Here is a 26,344-nt window from a genome sequence, read left to right as displayed (position 1 = left end):
ACTCGTGGTCGTCCCCGCCTTGACGTCAGCCTGATTCCGCACGCGGTGCGCAACATGCTGTCAGTCATGCCGCGCCGCCTGTGTTCGTGCATGGGGTTACATGCCTGGAATGCACGACTGGGTTGCTTGCTTTTATCGGGCGCGGTATGAACGAACACCAAGCGGATTTCTTTCGGCCCACGCATCGTCTCTATGGAATCTCTGCGCATCTACAACACGCTCGCGCGTGACAAGCAAAATTTCGTGCCGCTTCATGAAGGCGAAGTGCGCATGTATGTCTGTGGGATGACGGTGTACGACTACTGTCACGTGGGCCATGCGCGGGTCATGGTGGTCTTCGACGTCGTGCAGCGCTGGCTGCGCACGCTCGGCTACAAGGTCACCTATGTGCAAAACATCACCGACATCGACGACAAGATCATTCGCCGCGCGGTCGAAAACGGCGAGACCATCAAGTCGCTGACCAATCGCTTCATCGCGGCACTGCATGAAGATGCGGACGCGCTCGGCATCGAGCGTCCCGATCTCGAACCGCGCGCGACGGATTTCATTCCGCAGATGCTTGGCATGATCGAGAAGCTGGAAGCAAACGGCTACGCATACCAAGCCACCGACGGCGACGTGAACTACGCGGTGCGCAAGTTCGCGCACTATGGCGCGCTGTCGGGCAAGTCGCTCGAAGACCTGCGCGCGGGCGAGCGCGTGGCCGCCAACGACGCAAAGCAGGACCCGCTCGACTTCGTGCTGTGGAAGCAGTCGAAGCCCGACGAGCCCGCCGACACCGGCTGGGATTCGAAGTACGGGCGCGGGCGTCCCGGCTGGCACATCGAGTGCTCGGCGATGGGCTGCACGCTGCTCGGCGATCGTTTCGACATTCATGGCGGCGGACAGGATCTGCAGTTTCCGCACCACGAGAACGAGATCGCACAAAGCGAAGGCGCTACCGGACAAACCTTCGTCAATTACTGGATGCACAACGGCTACGTGCAGATCGACAATGAGAAGATGTCGAAGTCGCTCGGCAACTTCTTCACGATCCGCGAAGTGCTCGCGAAGTACGATGCCGAAGTCGTGCGTTTCTTCATTGCACGTGCGCATTACCGTTCGCCGCTGAACTACAGCGATACGCATCTCGACGATGCGCGCAGCGCGCTCACGCGTCTTTACACGGCATTGAAGGACACGGCGCCGGAAGCGGGCGAAGTCGACTGGAACGAAGCGTACGCGCAACGTTTTCGCGCGGCGATGAACGACGACTTCAATACGCCTGTCGCCGTTTCCGTGCTGTTCGAACTGGCAAGCGAAGTCAACCGCACACGCGATGCGGCGCTTGCACGGCAATTGCGGGGTCTTGCGCACGTGCTCGGGTTGCTCGACCGCGAGCCGCGCGCGTATCTGCAACAAGCGGCGGGGACTGAAGGCGAGGGCGCGCTGGATGTGGCAGCGATCGAAGCGAAGATCGCCGCGCGCGTCGCCGCGAAGCAGGCAAAGGACTACGCCGAGGCAGACCGGATCCGCAAGGAATTGCTGGACGCCGGTGTTGCGCTCGAAGACAAACCGGGCGGGTTGACCGAGTGGCGGCGCGTTTGAGCGCACCTCGTACTTCCCACTGATCGACTCGCCAGGCAGGAGGCAGGATGGCAACGGCCACGAAGACGCCGGCTAAACGGGCCACGTCTCAATCAAACGCGTCAGCAAACGTAAAGGCAGTGCGTGCGCGAAGCGGCGTCGCCGCGAAGGGCGCAGCGAAGGTGGCAACGAAATCGGCATCGGCGAAAGGCGTGAAGGCTGGCCAGCATGCCGCGCGTAAAAAGGACCCTGCGACGGGCACGGCGAATTCGCAGGGCGCGCTCGCGAAGCAGGCATCGGCGAAACGCCTGCCCAACGGAGCGGACCTGCCCGAGACACACGCTGCCAAGCCGTCGCGCACGCGCGCCGCACAGGTCAAGGGTAACGGTTCGCTGCCGCCCGAACTTGCGGGCGATCTGCAGGAATTCGCGCGCGAAAGCCAGGATGGCGACACGGCGCGCAAGACGCGCGCTGCGTCGTCGGCGGACGGTGACGCTGCTTCGGCGCAAAGCGATGCGGCCGCATCGGCCGTCACGCGCCCCGCGTACTGGGACAAGGCATGCGCCGATCTCGTCAAGCGCGATCGCATTCTCAAGAAGCTGATTCCGAAGTTCGGCCCCGTCCATCTGTCGAGCCGCGCCGATCCGTTCGTCACGCTCGCGCGCTCGGTGGTCGGCCAGCAGATTTCCGTCGCCTCGGCGCAGGCGATGTGGCGGCGCATTGTCGCAGCGTGTCCGAAGCTCGTGCCGCAGCAGATCATCAAGCTCGGCCAGGACAATCTGACGGGTTGCGGCGTGTCGAAGCGCAAGGCCGAGTACATTCTCGATCTCGCGCATCACTTCGTATCGGGCGCGCTGCACGTCGGCAAATGGACGTCGATGGAAGACGAGGACGTGATCGCCGAGCTCACGCAGATCCGCGGCATCAGCCGCTGGACGGCCGAGATGTTCCTGATTTTCGACCTGTCGCGTCCGGACGTCCTGCCGCTCGACGATCCGAATCTCATCCAGGCGATCAGCCACAACTATTTCAGCGGGGAGCCGGTGACACGCAGCGAAGCGCGCGAAGTCGCCGCGAACTGGGAGCCGTGGCGTACCGTCGCGACGTGGTACATGTGGCGCAGTCTCGATCCGTCGCCCGCGGGCAGCTGACGGAAAAAGCGATTGCCGATCCGGACTATTGATTTGTTAGAATTAATAGTTTTGAGACGGTTTTGACGCGGCCGCGCGCGGTTAGAATACGCGCTGCCGGTAAGTCCAAGGATTAAAAACCAATGAAGACCACCTTTCTGGATTTCGAGCAGCCGATCGCCGAGCTCGAAGCGAAAATCGAAGAATTGCGCTTCGTGCAGGACGATTCGGCCGTCGATATTTCGGAAGAGATCGAGCGGCTGTCGAAAAAGAGCCAGCAACTCACGAAGGATCTGTATACGAACCTGACGCCGTGGCAGGTTTCGCAAATCGCGCGTCATCCGCAGCGTCCGTACACGCAGGATTACGTCAACGAACTGTTCACCGATTTCCACGAACTGCATGGCGACCGCTCGTTTGCGGACGATTTGTCGATCGTCGGCGGCCTTGCGCGTTTCAACGGCCAGCCGTGCATGGTGATCGGCCATCAAAAGGGCCGCGACACGAAGGAACGTGCGCTGCGCAACTTCGGCATGCCGCGTCCTGAAGGCTATCGCAAGGCCGAGCGCCTGATGCGTCTCGCCGAGAAGTTCGGCCTGCCGCTTTTCACGTTCATCGACACGCCGGGCGCGTACCCGGGCATCGGCGCGGAAGAGCGCGGCCAGTCGGAAGCGATCGGCCGCAATCTGTACGTGATGGCCGAACTGAAGACGCCGATCATCTCGACGATCATCGGCGAAGGCGGATCGGGCGGCGCGCTGGCTGTCGCCGTCGCCGATAGCGTGCTGATGCTGCAGTTCTCGACTTACTCGGTGATCTCGCCGGAAGGCTGCGCGTCGATTCTGTGGAAGAGCGCCGCGAAGGCGCCGGAAGCGGCCGAAGCGCTGGGCCTGACCGCACATCGTCTGAAGGCGCTGGGCCTGATCGACAAGATCGTCAATGAGCCGCTCGGTGGCGCGCATCGCGATCCGAAGGGTATGGCCGCGCTGCTGCGCCGCGCGCTCGCCGACTCGCTGCGCCAGTTCCAGGGCATGAGCACGAGCGATCTGCGTGAACGCCGTTTCGAGCGCCTGATGGCCTACGGCAAGTTCAAGGAAACGACGCCGGGCGCGTAAGCGCGCTTGCGTCCCTTCAGAAGGCGCTTCGCGCGCCGTCACACCGTGACCCCCTCAGCTGACACATCCGCCGACCGCCTCGTTATCGACGCGGTCGGCGTGGCGTTTACGGCCTTGCCCGCCAACGCGCGCGTTGCGATCGCGTATAGCGGCGGCGTTGACTCGACCGTGTTGCTCGATGCGGCCGTGCGGGTCGGCGGCGCGGCGCGCTGCATCGCTTTTCATATCCATCACGGTCTGAGTCCGAACGCCGACGATTGGCTCGCGCATTGCAAGGCATTCGCGCGCGAGCGGGGCGTCGAGTTCGCGTCGCTGCATGTCGACGTGCAGCGCGCGGCGGGCGTGAGTATAGAAGCAGCGGCGCGCGATGCGCGTTATCGGGCGCTCGATGCGTTGTGCGCGCAGCATCGGGTGCAGGTGCTGTGGCTTGCGCAGCACGCGGACGATCAGGCGGAGACAGTGCTGCTCCAGCTGTTGCGCGGAGCGGGGCTTGCGGGGCTCGCGGCGATGGCGCCGGAGCATTTGCCTTCGGGGGCGCCCGTGACGCGCGTGCGTCCGCTGCTGCATCTGCTGCGCGCGCAGCTCGAACGTTACGCGCATGCGCGCGATCTGCGCTGGATCGACGACGAGTCGAACGCCGACACGCGCTATGCGCGCAACGCGTTGCGTCACGATGTGCTGCCCGCGCTTGCCGTGCACTTTCCCGGCTTTCGCGATGCGCTCGCGCGCACGGCGGCGCACGCGGCGTCGGCACAGCGTCTGCTCGACGAACTCGCGCGCGTCGATCTGCAAGCGCTGCGCAGCGACGAAGCGGATGCGCTCTCGCGCGATGCGCTCCTCGCGCTCGATGACGATCGCGCAGCGAACGTGCTGCGTTACTGGATGCGCACGCTCGGCTTGCCGGCGGCATCGACGGCGCGTTTGACGGATGCGCTGCGTCAGTTGCGCGAAATCGGCGACGCGCACAGCTTGCGCGTCGATCACGCGGGCCACGCGTTGCGCAGCTATCGCGGGCGAATTTACTGGGAAGCAGGCGACAGCGCCGATCCCGCCGACGAAACCGCGCTCGGTGAGCGCGCCGAGGGCATTCTGAGCTGGCAAGGCGAAAGCGTGTGGCGCCTGCCGCAATGGCGCGGCACGTTCGTGTTCAGCGATGTAGCCGCCGACGATCCCGACGCGATTCCCGTCGCTATGCTCACGCGGGCGCCGCTGATCGCGCGCTCGCGCAGGGGCGGCGAACGGATGCGGTGCGCGGCGAGCGGCCCGGGCCGCACGTTGAAAAACCTCTTTCAGGAGCGCGGCGTACCGTCATGGAGGCGCGACGTGCCACTGCTTTTCGTCGGCGATGAACTGCTGTTCGTGCCGCTGATCGGCGCGAACCGCGCGGCGCTCGACGAAGCCGGGCAGCAGCAGGCGAACGTGCCGGATGCGCGTTTCGTCCGGATCGAATGGCGCGAGGATCTGACGCTCGCGTAGCGCGCCGGTGCAGCAGTGCGGAGCAAATCATGCGCACGACGCGCGCAGCGCTCACGCGCGACTGACGACGGGACGATTGCGGTCACACGCATGCAACATCGGCCGCAAATCCTTCTCCGACAAGCATTTGCAATGGCTTTTGCCGGGATTTTGGCTTGTCTTTTTAGCCCCGATCGGGTAGTGTAACTTGTTTGCCCGACTCGCTTTTTGTCGTGATTCCCGGCTGTTCTTATGCGAATGCCCGGGCGCGCTCCAAGCCGTTAGCCACCCCGTTAGCGTCCGTCAGTCCTGTCCATCGACAGGGTTGCAGGGCAAATCCCGCGCGTACTGCACGCGCGCTGCATCTGTGCCGCCACACTCCGCCGTCGTTCCCGAACGTTGTGCCCTGTGCTTATTGTGCGGCCGTCTCCAGCGCGCGGTGCGCGCCGGTTCGCGTAGCTCCAGTTTCTCCTTCAGTTCAGAACGACAATGGCACTCATCGTACACAAATACGGCGGCACATCGATGGGCTCGGTCGAGCGCATCAAGAACGTCGCGAAGCGCGTCGCGAAATGGCACAAGGCGGGCCACAAGATGGTCGTCGTGCCCTCGGCGATGTCCGGCGAAACGAACCGCCTGCTGGGCCTCGCGAAAGAGATCGCACCCCAGCCCAGCCCGCGCGAACTCGACATGATCGCGTCGACGGGCGAACAGGTCAGCGTCGGCCTGCTGTCCATCGCGCTGCATGAGGCTGGCGTCGATGCCGTCAGCTACACCGGCTGGCAAGTGCCCGTGAAAACGGATAGCGCGTTCACGAAAGCGCGCATCAGCGACATCGACGGCGATCGCGTGCTGCGCGATCTCGACGAAGGCAAGGTCGTCGTCATCACGGGCTTCCAGGGCATCGATCCGGAAGGCCACATCACGACGCTCGGCCGCGGCGGCTCGGACACGTCGGCGGTCGCGGTGGCCGCGGCGCTGAAAGCGGATGAATGCCTGATCTACACGGACGTCGATGGCGTCTACACGACGGACCCGCGCGTAGTCGAAGAAGCGCGGCGCCTCGATCGCGTGACGTTCGAAGAGATGCTGGAAATGGCCAGCCTCGGTTCGAAGGTGCTGCAGATCCGCTCGGTCGAATTCGCCGGCAAATATCAGGTCAAGACGCGCGTGCTGTCCAGCCTGACCGACCCGCTGATGTCGCTCGACGAAGAAATGAAGTCGGGCACTCTGATTACTTTTGAAGAAGACGAAACCATGGAAAAAGCAGTCATCTCGGGAATCGCGTTTCAGCGTGACGAAGCCCGTATCGCCGTGATGGGTGTGCCCGACAAGCCGGGCATCGCATATCAGATCCTCGGCCCCGTCGCCGACGCGAATATCGATGTCGACATGATCATTCAGAACCAGAGCGTCGAGGGCAAGACGGCGTTCACGTTCACGGTCGGTCGCGGCGACTATCAGCGCGCGATGGACATCCTCACGAACCAGGTGAAGGACCACGTGAGCGCAGAAAAAGTGCTCGGCGATCCGAAGGTGTCGAAGGTATCGGTGGTCGGCGTCGGCATGCGTTCGCACGTCGGCATCGCGAGCAAGATGTTCCGCACGCTGTCGGAAGAGGGCATCAACATCCAGATGATCTCCACGTCGGAAATCAAGATCTCGGTGCTGATCGACGAGAAGTACATGGAGCTCGCCGTGCGCGCGCTGCATAAGGCGTTCGAACTCGATCAGGCATGATGCGCTCGCGTATGTCCGAATGCTTCGGCAACGGACATTGTGAGGGTTGTTGGAGATAGCGCGGCGCAGTGTGCGAAGGTCGAAGAAGTGGCATCGGATTGACGCTTCTGGCACAAAAAGTGTGAAGTAAAAATTGACCTCGGACTGCGAACCCGCTATTATCTTGGCTTCGTCGCGCTGCCTCCCTGGCGCGAGCGAAGATTTGGGAGACGTGGCCGAGAGGTCGAAGGCACTCCCCTGCTAAGGGAGCATCTGGGCCAAAACCTGGATCGAGGGTTCGAATCCCTCCGTCTCCGCCAGAAATGGCGGTGGAAACCCCGTAGAGCCGCGGCTCTGCGGGGTTTTGTTTTTTGCGCGCGTTTTTCCGTGGATATTCGGTATTGAGCTTTGCATCTGGCGTTGACGCGGCTGCATCGATTCCTATTCGAGCGGCTGCGCATCAGCGCGGTTCAACTTTGCATCGATACGTCCGTAAACATCGGTACGGTGCAATGTCTTTCGATCGAGAGCTGGATTGAAAGACAGCATTTGCCGAGCCTGTCGAATCGTTCTTTACCTGGGATAACCAATCGAATGGCTTTATGCGCTTTGCAAATCGATTGCCCAAGCGACGAGATTTGCGCGCGTACGACAGTGGAAACAGGCGCGGATATCACCAAAACCTGTCGCGTGTAACGGCAGATTACGACGCGCTCTTCAATGCGATGTTATGCATCAGTTATTACAAAGTTGAAATACGCGTTCAACGTTGCTTTGTTATATTCGAATCAAGCAGTCGATAAACACAAACAACTCCGCAAAAAGGTGAAACCATGAAGTCCATGCGTGTTATCCCGTTGATTGCCGGCGTGCTGGCGATTGGCGCGTCGAGTGCGGCGATGGCTGGGGGACTGAACGTCGGTGTCAACATCGGTATTCCCGCTCCCGTCTACGTCGCGCCTGCGCCCGTTTATGCGCCGCCTCCGCCCCCGCCGCCGCCCGTCATCTATCAGCCGGCCCCCGTCGTGGCTGCGCCTGTCGTCGTGATCGGCTGGCACGGCGACCGTTACTGGGATGGCCGCCGTTACTGGGGTCGTGACGAATGGTATAGGCATCATGGCGGCGGCTATGACCATGATCACGGTCATTGGGACAACGGCCGTCACAACGGCTGGCATTGATTCGAATACTGAACTGTTCGTGCCAACAAAAAACCGCCCCACTGGGGCGGTTTTTTTATCCCGTTGCGCGGACAACGAGGAGACATTCACGTGTGTCGCAAACGCGCACACCTCATAACATCATCATTCGCCGACAGCAGCCATCCCGCCGACCACAGCGCTGAAGCCGCTGTCGACGTGCATGATCTCAGCCGTCACGCCGGCGGCGAGATCGGACATCAGGAATGCAGCCGCATTGCCGACCTGTTCGATCGTGACGTTGCGCTTGAGCGGCGCGTTGCCTTCGACAAAGTCGAGAATCTTGCCGAAGCCCTTGATGCCGCTTGCCGCGAGCGTCTTGATCGGGCCAGCCGAAATGCCGTTGACGCGAATGCCCTTCGCGCCCAGCGATACGGCCAGATAACGCACGCTTGCTTCGAGCGATGCCTTCGCGAGACCCATCGTGTTGTAGTTCGGGATCGCCTTCTCCGCGCCGAGGTACGACAGCGTGAGCAGTGCCGCGTCGTTCGACAGCATCGGCAGTGCGGCCTTCGCGAGAGCAGGGAAGCTGTACGCGGAGATGTCGTGCGCGACGCGGAAGTTTTCGCGCGTCATGCCATCGAGGAAGTCGCCCGCGATCGCTTCGCGCGGCGCAAAGCCGATCGAATGAACGAGGCCGTCGAGGCTGTCCCAGTGCTCTTTCAGCGACGCGAACAGCGCATCGATTTGCGCATCGTCGGCGACGTCGCACGGGAACACGAGGTTGCTGTCGAATTCGTTCGCAAACTCGGTGATACGGTCCTTGAAGCGGTCGCCGACATACGTGAACGCCAGTTCGGCGCCTTCGCGCTTGCAGGCCTGTGCGATACCGTATGCAATCGAACGGTTCGACAGGAGGCCCGTCAGCAAGATTCGTTTACCAGCGAGGAAGCCCATGAATTCTCCTAATGAGGTCAGCGCGCCGCGATGACAGAGTGCGGGAACGCGCAGGATTTTGGGTAGAATTCTCTCACATTGCAACCGCCCACCGACCACCGACCAATAAGGCCCCCATGACGACAGGCACGCGACGGGTTGAAGCGCCGCGCTCGATATGGCGCACATTGATTCGTCTCGTGTCGCGTGCCCGTTGCGGGACGATGCCGCGCGCTGCATTGGCTGTGTGCGCGGGCTCGCTGATCGCCGTGTCGCCTTTGGGCATGCAGCATGCTCGAGCCGCATACGCAATCGCGCAATACGGCAACCCGAAGTATCCGCCCGACTTCGAGCACTTCGATTACGTCAATCCCGATGCGCCGCGCGGCGGCACGCTCGTGCTCGCGAATCCCGACCGCTCGACGAGCTTCGACAAGTTCAATCCGTTCACGCTGCGCGGCAGCGCGGCGCCCGGCATCGGGTTGCTGTTCGAAAGCCTGACGACGGGTAGTGCCGACGAAGTCGCCTCCGCCTACGGCCTGCTTGCCGACGATATCAACGTCGCGCCCGACGGACTGTCGACGACATTTCACATCAACCCGCACGCGCGCTTTTCGAACGGCGATCCCGTCACCGCCGAGGACGTGAAGTTCTCGTTCGATACGTTGAAGAGCCCGCAGGCCGCGCCGCAATTCGCCGCGTATTTCGCGGACATCACGCGCGTCGTGATCGTCGATCCGGCGACGGTGCGCTTCGAGTTCAAGCAGCGCGACCGCGAGTTGCCGCTGCTCGCGGGCGGCATGCCCGTGTTCTCGCGCAAGTGGGGCATGAAGCCCGACGGAAGCCGCACGCCGTTCGATCAGCTCGCATTCGAGAAGCCGATCGGCAGCGGTCCATATCTGATCGAGAGCTACGACAACGGGCGCACGATCACGTACAGGCGCGATCCGAACTATTGGGGCGAAAAGCTGCCCGTGCGCGTCGGCACCTACAACTTCGAGCGCATCAACTACAAGCTGTACTCGGATGCGACCGCGCGTCTCGAAGCGTTCAAGGCGGGCGAGTATGACGCGCTCGTCGAGAACATCGCGCGCAACTGGGTGCGGCGCGACGTGGGCAAGAAGTTCGACAGCGGCGAGTTGATCAAGCGCGAATTCCCGCATCACAACGGCACGGGGATGCAGGGCTTCATCCTCAATCAGCGCCGGCCGATTTTCTCCGACGTGCGCGTGCGCAAGGCGCTCGATCTCGCGCTCGATTTTCAATGGCTCGACCGGCAGCTGTTCTACAACCAGTACAAGCGGATCGACAGTTTCTTCGTCAACACCGATTTGCAGGCGAAGGGCTTGCCGTCGCCGGGCGAGCAGAAGCTGCTCGATCCATGGCGAGCGCAGTTGTATCCGTCCGTGCTCGGCGTGCCGCCGAAGCAGCCCGACACGGACTCGCCGGGCTCGTTGCGCGCGAATCTGCTCGAAGCGCGCGCGCTGCTTGCGCAAGCGGGCTGGACGTATCGCGACGGCGCGCTGCGCAACGCGAAGGGCGAGCCGTTCGTGTTCGAGATACTCGACGATTCGGGTTCGTCGGCGGCATTCGAGCCCGTGATCGCGCCGTATGTGCGCAACCTGCAGAAGCTCGGCATCGAGGCGCGCTTTCGCGTGACGGACTTCGCGGTGTATCAGAAGCGTCTCGATGCGTTCGACTTCGATGTCACGACGATCCGCTTTCCGGATGTGCAGGTGCCCGGCGCGGACATGATCGACCGCTTCGGCAGCAAGGCCGCCGGCGAGCCGGGCTCGGGCAATCTGATCGGGCTGAAGTCGCCGGCCGTCGATGCGATTTTGCGCGCGCTCGTCGCCGCGCAGACGCGCGAGCAGCTGGTCGACGCCGTGCATGCGCTCGATCGCGTGCTGATCAACGGCTACTACATCGTTCCGCACTGGTACAGCGCGACGCATCGCGTGGCGTTCAAGCGCGGGCTTGCGTGGCCGAAGACGTTGCCGCTGTACTATACGGCGGACGCCTGGATCACTTCGATGTGGTGGTTCGCGCAGCCGCGCTGATCGCGCCTCGCACGTTCACATCACGCCTTCTTGATCAACGCGCCGTTCTTCCGATCGACGCCTAACGGACCGCCGCCATGTGGAGCTATATCCTCAAACGTCTTCTGTTGATGATCCCGACGTTGATCGGCGTGCTGACGCTGACCTTCGTCGTGATCCAGTTCGTGCCGGGCGGGCCGGTCGAACAGGCGGTGCACGAACTGCGCCGCAATACGGCCGAAGGCGGCGCGCCGTTCGGCCTGCGCGCTCATAGCGGCGTCGACGCGCAACAGGTCGCGCAACTCAAGGCGCTGTACGGGTTCGACAAGCCGCCGCTCGAGCGCTACTGGCTGATGCTCAAGCGTTTCTCTCGCTTCGATCTCGGGCAGAGCTATTTCCGTCATCAGAGCGTGTGGTCGCTGATCGTGTCGAAGCTGCCCGTGTCGATCAGCATCGGGCTGTGGACGTTTTTCCTCACGTATCTGATTTCGGTGCCGCTCGGCATCGCGAAAGCGGTGCGCAACGGCTCGCGCTTCGATATGGCGACGAGTCTTGTCGTGCTGATCGGCTACGCGATTCCTGGCTTCGTGCTCGGTGTGCTGCTGCTCGTGCTGTTTGGCGGCGGCACGTTTCTGCAGCTCTTTCCGCTGCGCAATCTGACCTCCGATAACTGGGACCAGCTGAGCTTCTTCGGCAAGATTTTCGATTATCTGTGGCACATCGCGTTGCCGATCGTCGCGTCGGTCGTCGGCAGCTTTGCCGTCGTTACGATGCTCACGAAGAACGCTTTCCTCGACGAGATCCGCAAGCAATACGTGCTGACAGCGCGCGCAAAAGGCCTGTCCGAGCGACGCGTGTTGTGGAAGCACGTGTTCCGCAACGCGCTCTTGCCGCTGATCGTCGGTTTTCCGGCGGCGTTCATCGGCGCGTTCTTCACGGGCAGTCTGCTGATCGAAACGCTGTTCTCGCTCGACGGCCTTGGCTTGCTGTCGTATGAATCGGTGGTGCGGCGCGATTACCCCGTCGTGCTCGGCACGCTGTATCTCTTCACGCTGATCGGGCTCGCGACGAAGCTCATCTCCGATCTTTGTTACGTGTGGGTCGATCCACGCATTCAATTCGAACAACTGGAGCGCTGATTTGAGCCGCGTTCGTACCGATGCCGAAGTGTCGTCGCGCGCGCAGCCAGTGCGCGCGTTCGTGTCGCCGACGCCTGCGCGCCGCGTGTGGCTGCGCTTCAGGCAGCAGCGCCTCGGCTACTGGAGCCTGATCGTGTTCGTCGTCGCGTTCGCGGCGAGTCTTGCCGCGCCGCTCTGGTCGAACGACAAGCCGCTCGTCGTGCACTATGGCGGCCACTATTATTTCCCGCTCGTGAAGGACTACGCGGAGACGACGTTCGGCGGCGACTTTCCGACGCCCGCCGACTATCTCGATCCGTACATCAGGCATCGCTTCGACTTGCCGGGCAACTTCGCGATCTATCCGCCGAACCCGTACTACTACGACACGCTCAACTATTTCTCGAAGGTGCCGAACCCGGCGCCGCCTTCGCGCGACAACTGGCTCGGCACCGACGACCGCGGCCGCGACCTGTTCGCGCGGCTCGTGTACGGCTTTCGCGTGTCGGTCGAATTCGCGCTCGTGCTGACGTTCATCGGCACCGTGTTAGGCGTGCTGGCGGGCGCGGTGCAGGGCTATTTCGGCGGCAAGACGGACATCATCGGACAGCGTCTGATCGAGATCTGGAGCGCGCTGCCGGAGCTGTATCTGCTGATCATCTTCGCGTCGATCTTCGAGCCGGGCTTCATCCTGCTGATCGTGCTGTTGTCGCTGTTCGGCTGGATCGGCCTGTCCGACTACGTGCGCGCCGAATTCCTGCGCAACCGGCAACAGGACTATGTGCGCGCCGCGCGCGCGATGGGGCTGTCGAACTGGCAGATCATCTGGCGGCACGTGCTGCCGAACAGCCTGACGCCCGTCATCACGTTTCTGCCGTTCCGGATGAGCGGCGCGATTCTCGCGCTCACGAGCCTCGATTTTCTCGGCCTCGGCGTGCCGCCGCCGACGCCGAGCCTCGGTGAGCTGCTCGCGCAGGGCAAGGCGAATCTCGACGCGTGGTGGATTTCGGTAGCGACGTTCGGCGTGCTCGTCGTGACGCTGCTGCTGCTGACGTTCATGGGCGACGCGCTGCGCAACGCGCTCGACACGCGCATCTCCGACGCGATGAAGGCAGGGGGCAATCAGTGAGCGAATCAGTCAGCGCCACGCCGATGAACAACGAAGGGCCGCTGCTCGAACTGGATCACCTGCGCGTGACGTTCGGCGACTCGGTCGCGGTGAACGATGTATCGCTCACGATCGGGCGCGGCGAGCGCGTCGCGCTGGTCGGCGAGTCCGGCTCGGGCAAGAGCGTGACGGCCCTGTCGATCCTGCGCCTGCTGAACGATGCGCAGACGAGCGGGACGATCCGTTTCGATGGCGAAGACCTGCTCGCCAAGAGCGAGCGCGAGATGCGCGGGCTGCGCGGCTCGGACATCGCGATGATCTTCCAGGAGCCGATGACGGCGCTCAATCCCCTGTACACCATTGGCGAGCAGATCGCGGAAACGATCGTGCTGCACGACGGCGTGCCCGCGAACGCGGCGCGCAAGCGCGCCGTTGCGCTGCTCGAACGCACGGGCATCGCGGAGCCGGGCAAGCGCGTGAACAGTTATCCGCATCAACTGTCGGGCGGACAGCGGCAGCGCGCGATGATCGCCATGGCGCTCGCGTGCCGTCCGCGCCTGCTGCTTGCCGACGAACCGACGACGGCGCTCGACGTGACGATCCGCGCGCAGATTGTCGAGCTGCTGCTGGAACTGCAGCGCGACGAAGCGGAAAAACGCGGGATGGCCGTGCTGCTGATCACGCACGATCTGAACCTCGTGCGGCACTTCGCGCAGCGCGTCGCGGTGATGGAGAAAGGCGTGCTCGTCGAAAGCGGACCTGTCGAGACGCTCTTCGCGTCGCCGCAACATCCGTATACGCAACGGCTGCTGCAAAGCCGTCCGGAACGCACGGCGGTGCCCGTGCTGCCGATTTCGCCTGTGCTGCTCGATGCGCGCGATGTCTGCGTCGACTTCAAGACGAAGCTGTCCGGCTTCGCGGGCTGGTTCCGCTCGGGCCGCTTTCGTGCTGTCGCCGACGCGACGGTGTCGGTGCGGCAGGGAGAGACGCTCGGCATCGTCGGCGAATCCGGCTCGGGAAAATCTACACTTGCGATGGCGCTGCTCGGCCTGCAACGCACCGCGCAGGGCGCGATCGAGTTTCAGGGCAGGGCGCTCGGCAGCTACCGGGGGCGTGATCGGACGGCGCTGCGCTCGAACATGCAGGTGGTCTTTCAAGATCCTTTTAGTTCGCTTTCGCCGCGGCAGACGATCGAGCGGATCGTCGGCGAAGGACTTGCGCTGCATCGGCCGCAGCTCGGCGCCGACGCGCGCCGCGACAAGGTGATTGCCGTGCTGCGCGAAGTCGGCATCGACCGCACGGCGCTGCACCGTTATCCGCACGAATTCTCCGGCGGACAGCGCCAGCGCATCGCGATCGCGCGCGCACTCGTGCTCGAGCCGCGCATCCTGATTCTCGACGAGCCGACCAGCGCGCTCGACGTTTCCATCCAGCAACAGGTGTTGAAACTGCTCGCGGGTCTGCAACGCAAATACAACCTGGGTTTCGTGTTCATCAGCCACGATCTGGCCGTCATCGGGGCGATGGCGCATCGGGTCGCGGTGATGCAAAACGGGGAGGTCGTCGAGTCGGGCGATGTGGAGCGGATCTTTGCCGAACCAGCGCACCCTTACACGCGAAAGCTCTTGAAAGCGGCGTATACGAGCTGACATTCACCAATTGGGTGTGGCCAGTCATTGTATTTTTCTATTTGTTTTGACATGTGAATACTTAATGGCTAGTATCGACCAAACTTTTTTCTAGCCTATTGATTTTCAGGCGAAAACTACTGCACCAACCGATACCAACCACCAGACCAATGCAGCACCGACACCTAACCCAGGCATGCACGCGCGTTGTCGCCGGGATGTTCATTGGCGTACTGATGGCCGCGGCTCACGGCGCTTTTGCCGATGAAGTAAGCAGCTTTAACCAGAATGCCTCATTTTCGACCGGTTCCGCGTCGAATTCCGTCTCCTCCACCACACAAGCCACGCAAAGCGCCAGCTCGAATTCCGAGAGCGGTGCCCGTTCGTTTCTGTCGGGCGTTGCCGGCAAGGCGGGCGACGTCGTCGTCGGCGCGCTGAACATGATCGGCGTGCGCTACCGTTGGGGCGGCGATACACCCGATTCGGGCCTCGACTGCAGCGGGTTCGTCCGGTACGTGTTCCAGGATACGCTGGGCATGGCGCTGCCGCGGCGCGCCGAAGAGATGAGCCGCGTCGGCGAGAAGGTGCGCGTCGCCGATCTGAAGCCGGGCGATCTCGTCTTCTTCAACACGATGCGCCGCACGTTCTCGCACGTCGGCATCTACATCGGCGACAACAAGTTCGTGCATTCGCCGTCGACGGGCAGCACGATTCGCGTCGACGATCTGGATAGCGGTTACTGGGAAAAGCGCTTCACGGGCGCGCGTCGCATCGAGACGTCGGTTCCGCAGCAGCAGGAACTGCGTCAGCGCGTGAGCGCGACGATCGGCAACGGTAACTAAGGCAATCGTCCGTCAGCCAGCTTCATGCAAAAGGCCCGCTTCGAAACAAGCGGGCCTTTTGTTTTCCGGCTTTGTGAATTCTTGCCTGAGTTGGGCGGTAGTGGTGGGGCGCCTGCATCCGGCAACAGGCGCCCCCGGCGGCTTCGATCAAGCGGTCGCGCGTGCCGCCGCCAGCTTGCTGAGCAACTCGGGCGCGATGCGCGCAGCGGCTTCCTCTCCCGCGAGGATCGCAGCGTTCCGCTGTCCGAAGTCGGTGCCGCTCATCGCATTCAGGTTCGGACGAATCACGACGTCGGCATATTTGTCGAGCTCATACGCCTTGATCGTTTGACCCATGATCGTGAACGTCTGCATCAGGATATCGAACGAACTTTCCGTGACGGCCGTCTCGGGCCGCGCGGAGATATCGACGGCAATCACGAAGTCCGCGCCCATCTTGCGCGCGAACGAGGCGGGCACCGGGCTGACGAGGCCCCCGTCGACGTATTCGTGGCCGCCGATCTTCACCGGCTCGAACACCGACGGCACGCTCGACGACGCGCGCACCGCGATGCCCGTGTTGCCGCGCTGAAAGAGAATCGGCTGGCCCGTCTTCAGATCCGTCGCGACGACGCCGAGCGGCTTCGCCATCTTCTCGATGGGGCGATTGTCGAGCGTCCGGTTCAGATAGTTTTGCAGCGCGACGCCTTGCAGAAAGCCGCGCGTGCGAAACGGCATCGCCCAGTCGCTGATCGATGCTTCGTCCATCGTCAGCGCCAGCTTGTTGAGCGCGAAGCCGTTCAAGCCTGATGCGTACAGCGCGCCGACCACCGACCCGGCGCTCGTTCCGCACACCAGATCGATTTTGATGTTGCGCGCCTCCAGCGCCTTGATCACGCCGATGTGCGCGAAGCCGCGCGCGGCGCCGCCGCCGAGCGCGAGCCCGACGCGCAACGGGCGCTGCGGCTTGATAACGGGCGGCGGAGGATTGTTCGACGCCGTGCTGGGCGTCGGCGTGACGTTTTCGGGCTTGCTGCCCGTCGACGCGCAAGCAGAGAGGACAGCGGAGGCCGCGGCGATCGAGAAAGTGCGGCGGGACAGACGTGGCGATGACGGTTTCAACGAGTTCTCCAGCGACGGCGCCGGCGTCCATGCGAATGCGTTGCGCCGCGTGTCTTGCAAAGATGATCGCCGATGGCGATCGTAGCGCGCTGCGTCGATGCGGATAGCGGCGCGCGCACATCATAATGCAAAGCGATCGTGCGGCGACAATCCGTCGAGGGTCGGTCGAGGGAATCGTCTACACATGCGGCGACACGGGCTCTGCGCCAGCCGCGATACGAGCAGATGACCTGGTGGAGTTGCCGTCGGCGGTTATAATTTCGGCTCTCTCTTTTTCAATCGCGTCCGCACTGAGCCAGCCGTTGTTCTCAGCTGCTGTTGCCCGTGTCGCGCGCGATCCGTTTTCCTTGCCGCTCCCGGTTTCGATGTTCGCCGGCGCCGGCGTCCGTCCTCGAGTTACCACACATGACCACTCCCGTTCGCACCCGCTTCGCACCGAGCCCAACTGGCTTCATTCACCTGGGCAACATCCGCTCTGCGCTGTATCCGTGGGCGTTCGCGCGCAAGATGAAGGGCGTGTTCGTGCTGCGTATCGAGGATACCGACGTCGAGCGCTCGACCGAGCAGTCCGTCGACGCGATCCTCGAAGGCATGCAATGGCTTGGCCTCGACTGCGATGAGGGTCCGTTCTACCAGATGCAGCGCATGGATCGTTACCGCGAGGTGCTCGCGCAGATGCAGGAACAGGGGCTCGCGTATCCGTGCTACATGTCGACGGAAGAACTCGACGCGCTGCGCGAGCGTCAGCGCGCCGCGGGCGAAAAGCCGCGTTACGACGGCACGTGGCGGCCCGAGCCCGGCAAGGTGCTGCCGACGCCGCCCGCCGGCGTGCAGCCCGTGCTGCGCTTCCGTAACCCGCTGACGGGTGTGGTCGCATGGGACGACGCCGTGAAGGGACGCGTCGAAATCTCGAACGAAGAGCTCGACGATCTCGTGATCGCGCGTCCGGACGGCACGCCGACTTATAACTTCTGCGTGGTCGTCGACGACCTCGACATGAAGATCACGCACGTGATTCGCGGCGACGATCACGTCAACAACACGCCGCGCCAGATCAACATCCTGCGCGCGCTCGGGGCCGAGCCGCCCGTCTATGCGCACCTGCCGACGGTGCTGAACGAGCAGGGCGAAAAGATGAGCAAGCGACATGGTGCGATGAGTGTGATGGGCTATCGCGACGCGGGCTATCTGCCGGAGGCCGTGCTGAACTATCTCGCGCGACTCGGCTGGTCACATGGCGATGCCGAAATCTTCTCTCGCGAGCAGTTCGTCGAATGGTTCGATCTCGAGCATCTGGGCAAGTCGCCCGCGCAGTACGACCACAACAAGCTCAACTGGCTGAACAACCACTACATCAAGGAAGCGGACAACGCACGCCTTGCTGAACTGAGCAAGCCGTTCTTCGCGGCGCTCGGGATAGGCGACGCAGCGCTTGCGAAGGGCGCCGATCTCGCTGCCGTGATTGCGCTGATGAAGGACCGCGCATCGACGGTGAAGGAGATCGTGGACAACGCCGCGATGTTCTATCGCGAGCCCCAACCGGATGCCGAATCGCTCGCGCAGCATGTAACGGACGCGGTGCGCCCCGCGCTTGCCGATCTGGGCGCCGCGTTGAAGACCTGCGACTGGACGAAGGAGGGGATCGCCGCCGCATTGAAGGCGACGCTCGGCGCGCACAAGCTGAAGATGCCGCAGATCGCGATGCCGGTGCGCCTGCTGGTAGCGGGCACGACGCATACGCCTTCGATCGATAGCGTGCTGATGCTGTTCGGCCGCGATGTCGTCGTGAGCCGCATCGAAAACGCGCTTGCGTGAGCCTCGTTAGGTAGCGAGCCTCTTTCAGTAGCAAGCCGGATGGGTCGAAGAAGCCGCGCGCGTACCCGGCGCGGCGTCGCAAAAAAATTGCGGGAAACGACTCAAGAGCTATTTACAAAGCGAAAATTGCTCTCTACAATCTCGCTTCTGTTCTGCAAGGGGGTATAGCTCAGCTGGGAGAGCGCTTGCATGGCATGCAAGAGGTCAGCGGTTCGATCCCGCTTACCTCCACCATCAGAACAAAGTGAAGTCGTTCCGGTTAGCCGGAAGTTGTAGCAAAAAAGACTTCACAAGCGGTAGTAGAGCAGTTAGAATGGCGGTCTTCGCTGCTGATGAATGAAGTTAGCAGCAAGAACGAGACAGATCTGAAAAGATTATGTCCCCTTCGTCTAGAGGCCTAGGACATCACCCTTTCACGGTGAGTACAGGGGTTCGAATCCCCTAGGGGACGCCAAATACTGGCGTTGCTTGATGAGATTTAAGCGATGCGCTTGCGAGAAGTAACCGACGCTCGCGAGTCAGGTAGCAAGACTGGAGTGGTAGTTCAGTCGGTTAGAATACCGGCCTGTCACGCCGGGGGTCGCGGGTTCGAGTCCCGTCCACTCCGCCAGATTAAGCCCGTTCGGTGAGCGGGCTTTTTCGTTAAAGGTGTAAGCAGTAGTGTGTGAAGTACGTTGTCCCCTTCGTCTAGAGGCCTAGGACATCACCCTTTCACGGTGAGTACAGGGGTTCGAATCCCCTAGGGGACGCCAGATACTGGCGTTGCTTGATGAGATTCAAGCGATGCGCTTGCGAGAGCTAACCGACGCTCGCGAGTTGGTAGCAAGACTGGAGCGGTAGTTCAGTTGGTTAGAATACCGGCCTGTCACGCCGGGGGTCGCGGGTTCGAGTCCCGTCCGCTCCGCCAGAAACATGAAGCCCGCTGAATCGTCAGCGGGCTTTTTTGTTTTTGCACGCAAACCTTGCGTGCCGCGTCTGTAACGTCGCTCGTATCGCTGTCGGGCAAACAGCCATTGCCAGCGCGTCCCGCCTGTCTTAACGTTGTGCGGACCGAATCTTTCGTCCCCGCGCGATGCTCGACCCGACCGACGATCCGTCTCCCTTCTACTTGCGCAAGGCCAGCATGGACGACTTCCAGTTTGCTGAGGCGCTGACGCGCAACAACATGGGCGGGTATTACCGTCGACATCACCTTGTGTGGCGCAGCGACCTGTTTCTCGCGAGTTGGCGCGAGTCGGAGAACTTCATACTCGAGGTGGACGGCGAGCGCATCGGCGTGCTGCGCATCACCGAGGAGGGCGACTCGCTGCACATCCGCGATGTGCAGATTGCCGAGGGACACCGGCGGCGCGGCGCGGGCACGTACCTGCTGAATACGTCGCATCGATGGGCGCGGGCTCGCGGGCTCGCCGAACTTCAACTGCGCGTGTTCGTCGACAATCCGGCCGCGCGTCTCTATCAACGGTTGGGCTATCGGCTCGCGGGTCCGCGTCTCGCGCAACTGGGCTCGATCCGGCATATGGCGCGGCGCGTCTGAGGGGCGTCAGCGGCGCTCACTCGATCGAGCGCGAATCGTGTCGGCGCTCGCGTTCAGCCTCCCGTCTGGGTTCGCCTTCGCATCGACGTGTGGCCCTCGTCTGCACGCTCACATCGAAGCATCGTCATCCTCTTCGTGCTCCGGCTCGTCGCGCCGATGCTCCGCGCCGCGCAGCATGAACGCTCGCGGACTTTCGCCGAACGCGCGCCTGAACATCGCGGAAAACGCACTCTGGCTTTGATACCCCAACTCGCGCGCGACATGCGACAGCGGGCGTCCCTGGCTGAGCAATGGAATCGCGCGGGCAAGCACGGCCTGCTGACGCCATTGCGAGAAGCTCACGCCCAGTTCCTGCCGAAAGAGCCGAGCGATCGTGCGCGTGCTCGCGCCGACCGTCGACGCCCATCGCTCCAGCGAGTCGGCATTCGCGGGATCGGCGAGCACTGCTTCGCACAATGCGCGCAGGCGCTTTTCCGTCGGCATCGGCACGGACAGCGGCAGCGGCTGCGAGCGTGTGATCTCGTCGAGCGCGAGCGAGCCGAGCAACCGCTCGCGGTCGGGCTGCAGACCCGGGGTATCGAGTGCGGCGATCACTTCGCGCAGCAGCCCCGATACTTCGACGACCCGGCACGTATCCAGTCCCGCCGGCACGGCCGCCTCGTTGACGTAGAGCGTGCGCAGAAACGCATCTTCGACGATCACCACTTCGTGCAGCACATAAGGCGGCACCCAGATCGCACGCGACGGCGGGACCATCCACGTGGTGCCGAACGTGCCGACGCGAAGCACGCCGCGCGACGCATACGCGACCTGCGCCCATGCATGCGTGTGCCGCGCGATGCGCACGCCTGCGGGCATCGGCCGCGAGCGCACGCGGATGGGATGCGTGGGCGTCGGCGCGAACTCGGGCGGAATGTCGGCGAAATCGACGCGTGTCGATAGCTCAGTTGGGGCTTTCGCGGCGGCGGGTGGGGTTGAACGGGCGGCTTCAGTCATGGCGTAATGGGCTGGACGGCGGGGCTGGACGGCGGCGCGGGCCGGGCGAGGCGATGCATATCATTGTAGGGTCCGGCGCGCCGCCCCGGCATTAGCCGAACGGCCGATGGGACATCGTAAAAATGGCGCGGCATAATGCACCGGATTCGTTTCGACAGGGGACGCTTATGAACTTCGCAACCGCAGATCTGTGCGATGCACATGAAGACCAACTGGCCGCGGGCACATTACGCGTGCTCGATCCCGTATTCGGCCGTTTCGGCCGCGCGGCGCGTTTTGGCGGCGAGGCCGTCACGCTGAAGGTTTTCGAGGACAACACGCTGGTGCGCGCGACGCTGGAAGAAAAGGGCGCGGGGCGCGTGCTGGTCATCGACGGGGGTGGCAGCCTGCGCTGCGCGCTCGTCGGCGGCAACCTGGGCAAGCTCGGCGAGAAGAACGGCTGGGCGGGCATCGTCGTGTTCGGCTGCGTGCGCGATGCGCTCGAACTCAACGAGTGCAATATCGGCATCGTTGCGCTTGCGACGAATCCGCAGCGCAGCCAGAAACGTGGCGGCGGCGAGCGCGATGTGCCCGTGCGCCTGCCCGGATCGGTGGTGCGTCCGGGCGAATGGGTCTATGCGGATATCGACGGCGTGCTGGTCGCGAGTGCATCGCTCGCCTGACCGCGAAGGCGGCACGCAAGTCTGGTTTGATCGAGGATAGTGAACGGATGCAAAACGTCTTTGTGTATGGCACCTTGCGTGCCGGAGAAATCAACGATATCGGCGCCGCGGCGGCGCGCAACGACATCACGGCGCCCACGCTGGTCGGCTCGGCCACTGTCCGTGGGCGTCTCTTCGACTTCGGCTCGTATCCGGGTCTCGTGCCCGATGACGCGGGCATTCATGTGCAAGGAGATGTCTACGAAATCGACGACGGACTGGTCGCCGTGCTCGATGAAATCGAGGAGGTCTATCCGGGTGTCGAGGGGCTGTTCCTGCCGCGTGAAGTGACCGTCGAGATCGAAGGCGCGTCCATTACGTGCCGCTACTATCCGGTGCAGCGCGAAGCGGTCAAAGGATTGCCGGAGATCCGTTCCGGTGACTGGGTTGCGCACCGGCGTTCGAACGGGCCTTGATCGGAAGGGATGGCGTTTGTTGCGCGCGCGTCCCGCCTGTGGAAATCGAAGCCAGGAAAAGCGGCGGCGAAAAAAGAACGGCCCAGCAGGCATGACGCCCGCCAGGCCATTCCCGGTCGGTCAACCGTCGAGCGATCGCGTCACGCGCCTGGCGGAAAGGCCGCAAGCAGCGGCAGTCCGTTCGGCACGCATCGCCATGCTCAGAGTTCTTCGTAAAGCGGCAGCGTCAGGAATTCGGTGAAGTTCTCCGACGTCGACATCTCGCTGAAGATGTGCGCGGCGCGATCATAGGGCTTCGTATCGCCGGCGATCACGGCCTTCACCTTGTCGAGTTCCTGCGCCGTCAATTCGCGCACGAGATCGGCCGTCACCTTGCGTCCGTCTTCGAGCGTGCCCTTCGGCGAGCGGATCCACTGCCAGACCTGCGAACGCGAGATTTCCGCCGTCGCCGCGTCTTCCATCAGATTGTGGATCGGCACGCAGCCATTGCCCGCGAGCCACGAGCCCAGGTAGTGAATGCCGACGTTGATGTTGTTGCGCAGGCCCGCTTCAGTGATGGGCGCTTCAGGGCGGAAGTCGAGCAGGTCCTTGCCCGTCACCTGCACGTCGTCGCGCTGCTTGCCGATCTGGTTCGGCTTGTCGCCGAGCACCTTGACGAACTCGTCCATCGCGATGGGCACGAGACCCGGGTGCGCAACCCAGCCGCCGTCGTAGCCGTCCGTCGCGTCACGCGCCTTGTCGGAGCGCACGCCGGCCATCGCTTTCTCGTTCGCGGCCGCGTCGTTCTTGATCGGAATGAGGGCGCTCATGCCGCCGATCGCGGGCGCGTTGCGGCGGTGGCATGTCTTCAGCAGTTGCAGCGCATAGGCGCGCATGAACGGCACCGTCATCGTGATCCGCGAGCGATCTGCAAGACAGAAGTCCTTGTCGTTCTTGAACTTCTTGATCGCCGAAAAGATGTAGTCCCAACGTCCGGCGTTCAGGCCCGAGCTATGTTCACGCAACTCGTACAGGATCTCATCCATTTCGAACGCGGCCAGGATCGTTTCGATCAGCACGGTTGCGCGAATCGTGCCGCGCGGCACGCCGACGGCTTCCTGCGCGGCGATGAAAATGTCGTTCCACAGACGCGCTTCGAGATGACTTTCCATCTTCGGCAGATAGAAGTAAGGGCCCGTGCCGCGCAACAGTTGCTCCTTTGCGTTGTGATGCAGGAACAGCGCGAAGTCGAAGATGCCGCCCGATACGCGCTGGCCGTCGACGGTGACGTGCTTCTCGTCCAGATGCCATCCGCGCGGACGCACGATCAGCGTCGCGATCGTGTCGTTCAGCTTGTACGACTTGCCGTTCTGCTCCAGCGAGATCGTGCGGCGCACGGCTTCTTTCAGATTGATGTGACCGGTGATCTGGTTGTCCCAGCTCGGCGCATTCGAATCCTCGAAGTCGGTCATGTACGAGTCCGCGCCCGAGTTCAGCGCGTTGATGATCATCTTGCGATCGACGGGACCCGTGATCTCGACGCGGCGGCATTGCAGGTCCTGCGGCAGCGGCGCGATCGTCCAGTCGCCTTCGCGAATGCTCTTCGTTTCCGCGAGAAAGTCGGGGCGCTCGCCGGCGTCCAGACGCTTCACGCGCCCGGCGCGCGCTTTCAGCAGCTGCTGGCGGCGCGGCTCGAACGTGCGGTGCAGGCTGGCGACGAGTTCGAGCGCTTGCGGCGTGAGAACGGTCTCGAATCCGGGCTTGATCTCGCCGGTGATGTTCATGCCCTGCGGCAGCGACAACGTGTTCGCCATGATTTCTCCTTGGTCGGTCAGTTTTAAAGATGCTTGTTGATGCAATTGCAATGCGTCGCCTCGTGTGGGTGCGAATGGGATGGCATGCCGTCATGCGCCAGGGCTGCGGCGCGCGCGTCTGCTGCCTGACTCCCGTTTGCCGGATTTCTCCGCTGTCCCCGACGACGCGAAGTTGTCGATAAACGCGATCAGTTCGCTCATGCTCCTGCCCGTGCCATGCGGCGCGACGCCCAGCTCCTCGGCGGGCGCACCCTGGCGGTTGAGCCAGAAGACCGTGTAGCCGAACCAGTTCGCGCCGCCCGCGTCCCAGCCGTTCGACGACACGAACACGATCTCGCGCGCGCTCGCGCCGAACGCCTGTGTGCCGAGCGCGTAGCTCGCGGGCGCGGGCTTGAACGCGCGCACGGCATCCACCGAAAGAACGTGGTCGAACACGCCTGCCATGCCCGCGCTTTTGACAGCGATGTCGAGCATCTGCCGATTGCCGTTCGAGAGAATCGCGAGACCGATCTGCGCGGCGCTTCCTGCGGCGCGCATGCCGCGTAGCTGCCACAGCGCGGGCAGCACGTCCGGAAACGTGGAAAGGCACGCGTATTCGTCCATCAGGCGCTTTTCGCCGGAAGCGCTCAGCGCGAGGCCCAGCTTGCGGGCGGAGAAGCGCAGCGCGTCGAGCGTGACGTTCCAGAACGGCTGGTAGCGCGCGCCGGCGGGGGCGGACAGCGTGCGCAACTGCGCGTATTCGATCTGCTTTTGCCGCCACAACTGCGAGAGCGCATCGCCGCGGCCGGGGAACATCTGCTCCGCCGCAGCGACGACGGAATGCACGTCGAACAACGTGCCGTACGCGTCGAAAATCACTGCTTTGGGGAAGGGTGTCGTTGTGGCCGACATTGCCATGCGCTCCATTCAGAGGTCGGGTTCGATTCTATTCGTGACGGCTTGTGCTAAAAAAGACTCTAAAGATCACTTGATCTTTTACTTTCATCAACCTAATCTGACGCGCATCACTCAATTCGTGCGCGATCGACGCGCCCAGTCATTCGCAGATGGACCGCTTCAAGCAAATCGAGACTTTCGTGACCGTCGCGGCGCGCGGCAGCCTGTCCGGGGCGGCGCAGGCCGAAGGCGTCGCGCCCGCGATCATCGGCCGCCGCATCGACGCGCTCGAAGAGCGCCTCGGCGTCAAGCTTCTCGTGCGCACGACTCGGCGCATCACGTTGACCTACGAAGGCTCGGCGTTTCTCGAAGACTGTCAGCGCATCATTCACGACATGCAGAACGCCGAGGCCAGCGTGTCCGCAGGCGGCGTGAAGGCGAGCGGCCATTTGCGCGTGACGGCGCCGGCCGGTTTCGGTCGACGGCATGTCGCGCCGCTCGTGCCGACGTTCACGGTCGCGCATCCGGACGTGACGATATCGCTCGATCTGTCCGATCGCATGGTCGATCTGGTCAACGAAGGATTCGACTGCGCGATACGGCTCGGAGAATTGCCCGATTCGTCGCTGGTGTCGCTGAGACTGGGTGAGAACAAGCGTGTGTGCGTCGCGTCGCCCGCGTATCTTGCGCGTCGTCCCGCACCGCAGACGCTCGCGGATCTCGCGCATCACAACTGCCTCGCGCTCGGCGCGAGCGCGAACCAGCAACGCGGCTGGATGTTCCAGCAGGGCGACAAGGTCGTGACGATCAAGGTGTCGGGCACGATGGAATGCTCGGACGGCGCGGTGCTGCACGAGTGGTGTCTCGAAGGCTATGGGCTCGCGTGGCGTTCGTGGTGGGAAGTCGGGATGGATATCGCGGCGGGGCGCCTCGTCAGCGTGCTCGACGAATTCGCCGCGCCGCCCATCGGCATTCATGCGGTGTTCCCGCAACGACGTCACCTGCCGTTGCGCGTGCGACTTTTCCTCGACTTTCTCAAGCATACGTACGGCGATCCCGCGTATTGGGGTTGATTTCGGCGTGTCCCGGGCTGCAAGCCGAACCTCAGAGCCCGCGCGGGTTTCCGATATGCGGACAAGCCCGCACGCGCCCGTTGCACGACATTTCGGCGCACTACAATCGTTTTGACGGCCTGCCGCGCCGCTTCGCCGCCGGCGCGGCGCAGGCGATTCAGAACGCATGGGCGCACGTATCGGCGTGCTCGTGACGATGCACAGCGGCGAGCGGCAACCGGGCGTTTCCCACACCTGC

Annotated in this window: 21 protein-coding genes and 6 tRNA genes; 22 read left to right on the top strand and 5 right to left on the bottom strand. The window is 63.1% G+C overall.

The genetic code is table 11. The features are described from left to right. Positions 1 to 192 precede the first annotated feature (192 nt). The 7 genes from cysS to BN2476_RS17460 all read left to right on the top strand — a co-directional run bounded on the left by cysS (position 193) and on the right by BN2476_RS17460 (position 8,169). Positions 193 to 1,590, top strand: a complete 1,398-nt coding sequence (gene cysS / locus BN2476_RS17490; protein WP_087735422.1) for a cysteine--tRNA ligase — start codon at positions 193 to 195, stop codon at positions 1,588 to 1,590. 47 nt (positions 1,591 to 1,637) lie between these two features. Further along, the gene (locus BN2476_RS17485) at positions 1,638 to 2,720 is read left to right on the top strand and encodes a DNA-3-methyladenine glycosylase family protein (RefSeq protein WP_087735421.1); all 1,083 of its coding nucleotides are present in this window, start codon (positions 1,638 to 1,640) and stop codon (positions 2,718 to 2,720) included. A 122-nt stretch (positions 2,721 to 2,842) separates the two neighbouring features. Further along, on the top strand, positions 2,843 to 3,814 hold the full coding sequence (locus BN2476_RS17480) for an acetyl-CoA carboxylase carboxyltransferase subunit alpha (RefSeq protein ID WP_087735420.1): 972 nt from the start codon (positions 2,843 to 2,845) through the stop codon (positions 3,812 to 3,814). A 45-nt stretch (positions 3,815 to 3,859) separates the two neighbouring features. Continuing rightward, positions 3,860 to 5,290 carry a tRNA lysidine(34) synthetase TilS gene (gene tilS / locus BN2476_RS17475; RefSeq protein WP_087735419.1) on the top strand — a complete coding sequence of 477 codons (1,431 nt, stop codon included), beginning with the start codon at positions 3,860 to 3,862 and terminating at the stop codon, positions 5,288 to 5,290. Positions 5,291 to 5,758: 468 nt separating this feature from the next. After that, positions 5,759 to 7,009 (top strand): aspartate kinase, encoded by a 1,251-nt coding sequence (locus BN2476_RS17470; RefSeq protein WP_087735418.1) that lies wholly within the window; start codon positions 5,759 to 5,761, stop codon positions 7,007 to 7,009. Positions 7,010 to 7,214: 205 nt separating this feature from the next. Beyond that, a tRNA-Ser gene (locus tag BN2476_RS17465) sits at positions 7,215 to 7,308 on the top strand. 513 nt (positions 7,309 to 7,821) lie between these two features. Further along, positions 7,822 to 8,169 carry a hypothetical protein gene (locus BN2476_RS17460; protein ID WP_087735417.1) on the top strand — a complete coding sequence of 116 codons (348 nt, stop codon included), beginning with the start codon at positions 7,822 to 7,824 and terminating at the stop codon, positions 8,167 to 8,169. Between the two features lie 123 nt (positions 8,170 to 8,292). On the opposite strand, the gene fabI is transcribed toward BN2476_RS17460, so the two are convergent. Beyond that, entirely contained in the window at positions 8,293 to 9,084 is a 792-nt protein-coding gene (gene fabI / locus BN2476_RS17455; RefSeq protein ID WP_087735416.1) for an enoyl-ACP reductase FabI, read from the bottom strand. A 116-nt stretch (positions 9,085 to 9,200) separates the two neighbouring features. Here fabI and BN2476_RS17450 point away from each other — a divergent pair, with 116 nt between their 5' ends. From BN2476_RS17450 to BN2476_RS17430, 5 genes are all read left to right on the top strand, one after another. After that, positions 9,201 to 11,123: an extracellular solute-binding protein gene (locus BN2476_RS17450; RefSeq protein ID WP_087735415.1), complete on the top strand. Its 1,923-nt coding sequence runs from the start codon at positions 9,201 to 9,203 to the stop codon at positions 11,121 to 11,123. A gap of 77 nt (positions 11,124 to 11,200) precedes the next feature. Beyond that, a complete protein-coding gene (locus BN2476_RS17445) occupies positions 11,201 to 12,241 on the top strand; it encodes a microcin C ABC transporter permease YejB (RefSeq protein WP_087735414.1) in 1,041 nt (346 codons plus the stop codon). 1 nt (position 12,242) lies between these two features. Next, positions 12,243 to 13,349 (top strand): ABC transporter permease, encoded by a 1,107-nt coding sequence (locus BN2476_RS17440; RefSeq protein WP_087735413.1) that lies wholly within the window; start codon positions 12,243 to 12,245, stop codon positions 13,347 to 13,349. Between the two features lie 23 nt (positions 13,350 to 13,372). Next, entirely contained in the window at positions 13,373 to 14,977 is a 1,605-nt protein-coding gene (locus BN2476_RS17435; protein ID WP_087735412.1) for an ABC transporter ATP-binding protein, read from the top strand. A 149-nt stretch (positions 14,978 to 15,126) separates the two neighbouring features. Then, complete coding sequence (locus BN2476_RS17430; protein ID WP_087735411.1) at positions 15,127 to 15,798, top strand: C40 family peptidase; 672 nt, start codon at positions 15,127 to 15,129, stop codon at positions 15,796 to 15,798. A gap of 147 nt (positions 15,799 to 15,945) precedes the next feature. Here BN2476_RS17430 and BN2476_RS17425 read toward each other — a convergent pair whose 3' ends face one another. After that, on the bottom strand, positions 15,946 to 16,899 hold the full coding sequence (locus tag BN2476_RS17425) for a patatin-like phospholipase family protein (RefSeq protein WP_173819632.1): 954 nt from the start codon (positions 16,897 to 16,899) through the stop codon (positions 15,946 to 15,948). Between the two features lie 405 nt (positions 16,900 to 17,304). On the opposite strand from BN2476_RS17425, the gene gltX reads away from it, so the two are divergent. From gltX to BN2476_RS17390, 7 genes are all read left to right on the top strand, one after another. Beyond that, positions 17,305 to 18,714: a glutamate--tRNA ligase gene (gene gltX / locus BN2476_RS17420; protein ID WP_087735409.1), complete on the top strand. Its 1,410-nt coding sequence runs from the start codon at positions 17,305 to 17,307 to the stop codon at positions 18,712 to 18,714. 158 nt (positions 18,715 to 18,872) lie between these two features. Next, positions 18,873 to 18,948 (top strand) — tRNA-Ala (locus tag BN2476_RS17415). A 144-nt stretch (positions 18,949 to 19,092) separates the two neighbouring features. Next, positions 19,093 to 19,168 (top strand) — tRNA-Glu (locus BN2476_RS17410). 79 nt (positions 19,169 to 19,247) lie between these two features. Next, a tRNA-Asp gene (locus tag BN2476_RS17405) sits at positions 19,248 to 19,324 on the top strand. Between the two features lie 66 nt (positions 19,325 to 19,390). Further along, positions 19,391 to 19,466, top strand: a tRNA-Glu gene (locus BN2476_RS17400). 78 nt (positions 19,467 to 19,544) lie between these two features. Beyond that, positions 19,545 to 19,621: transfer RNA gene (locus tag BN2476_RS17395), tRNA-Asp, on the top strand. Positions 19,622 to 19,786: 165 nt separating this feature from the next. Then, entirely contained in the window at positions 19,787 to 20,251 is a 465-nt protein-coding gene (locus BN2476_RS17390) for a GNAT family N-acetyltransferase (protein WP_087735408.1), read from the top strand. Positions 20,252 to 20,359: 108 nt separating this feature from the next. On the opposite strand, the gene BN2476_RS17385 is transcribed toward BN2476_RS17390, so the two are convergent. Next, positions 20,360 to 21,247, bottom strand: coding sequence for an AraC family transcriptional regulator (locus tag BN2476_RS17385; RefSeq protein WP_087735407.1), 888 nt, complete (start codon positions 21,245 to 21,247; stop codon positions 20,360 to 20,362). 167 nt (positions 21,248 to 21,414) lie between these two features. On the opposite strand from BN2476_RS17385, the gene rraA reads away from it, so the two are divergent. Together rraA and BN2476_RS17375 are read left to right on the top strand one after the other, a co-directional pair. Then, entirely contained in the window at positions 21,415 to 21,909 is a 495-nt protein-coding gene (gene rraA, locus BN2476_RS17380) for a ribonuclease E activity regulator RraA (protein WP_087735406.1), read from the top strand. Positions 21,910 to 21,956: 47 nt separating this feature from the next. Then, entirely contained in the window at positions 21,957 to 22,364 is a 408-nt protein-coding gene (locus BN2476_RS17375) for a gamma-glutamylcyclotransferase family protein (RefSeq protein WP_087735405.1), read from the top strand. Positions 22,365 to 22,564: 200 nt separating this feature from the next. Here BN2476_RS17375 and aceB read toward each other — a convergent pair whose 3' ends face one another. Continuing rightward, on the bottom strand, positions 22,565 to 24,157 hold the full coding sequence (gene aceB / locus BN2476_RS17370; RefSeq protein ID WP_087735404.1) for a malate synthase A: 1,593 nt from the start codon (positions 24,155 to 24,157) through the stop codon (positions 22,565 to 22,567). Between the two features lie 90 nt (positions 24,158 to 24,247). Next, the gene (locus BN2476_RS17365; RefSeq protein WP_087735524.1) at positions 24,248 to 25,048 is read right to left on the bottom strand and encodes a haloacid dehalogenase type II; all 801 of its coding nucleotides are present in this window, start codon (positions 25,046 to 25,048) and stop codon (positions 24,248 to 24,250) included. Between the two features lie 155 nt (positions 25,049 to 25,203). On the opposite strand from BN2476_RS17365, the gene BN2476_RS17360 reads away from it, so the two are divergent. Beyond that, complete coding sequence (locus BN2476_RS17360; protein WP_087735403.1) at positions 25,204 to 26,106, top strand: LysR family transcriptional regulator; 903 nt, start codon at positions 25,204 to 25,206, stop codon at positions 26,104 to 26,106. Positions 26,107 to 26,344 lie beyond the last annotated feature (238 nt).

The organism is Paraburkholderia piptadeniae, from assembly GCF_900007165.1.
In the GTDB taxonomy this organism is placed as follows: domain Bacteria; phylum Pseudomonadota; class Gammaproteobacteria; order Burkholderiales; family Burkholderiaceae; genus Paraburkholderia; species Paraburkholderia piptadeniae.
This window is presented reverse-complemented; position numbering and strand designations above follow the sequence as displayed.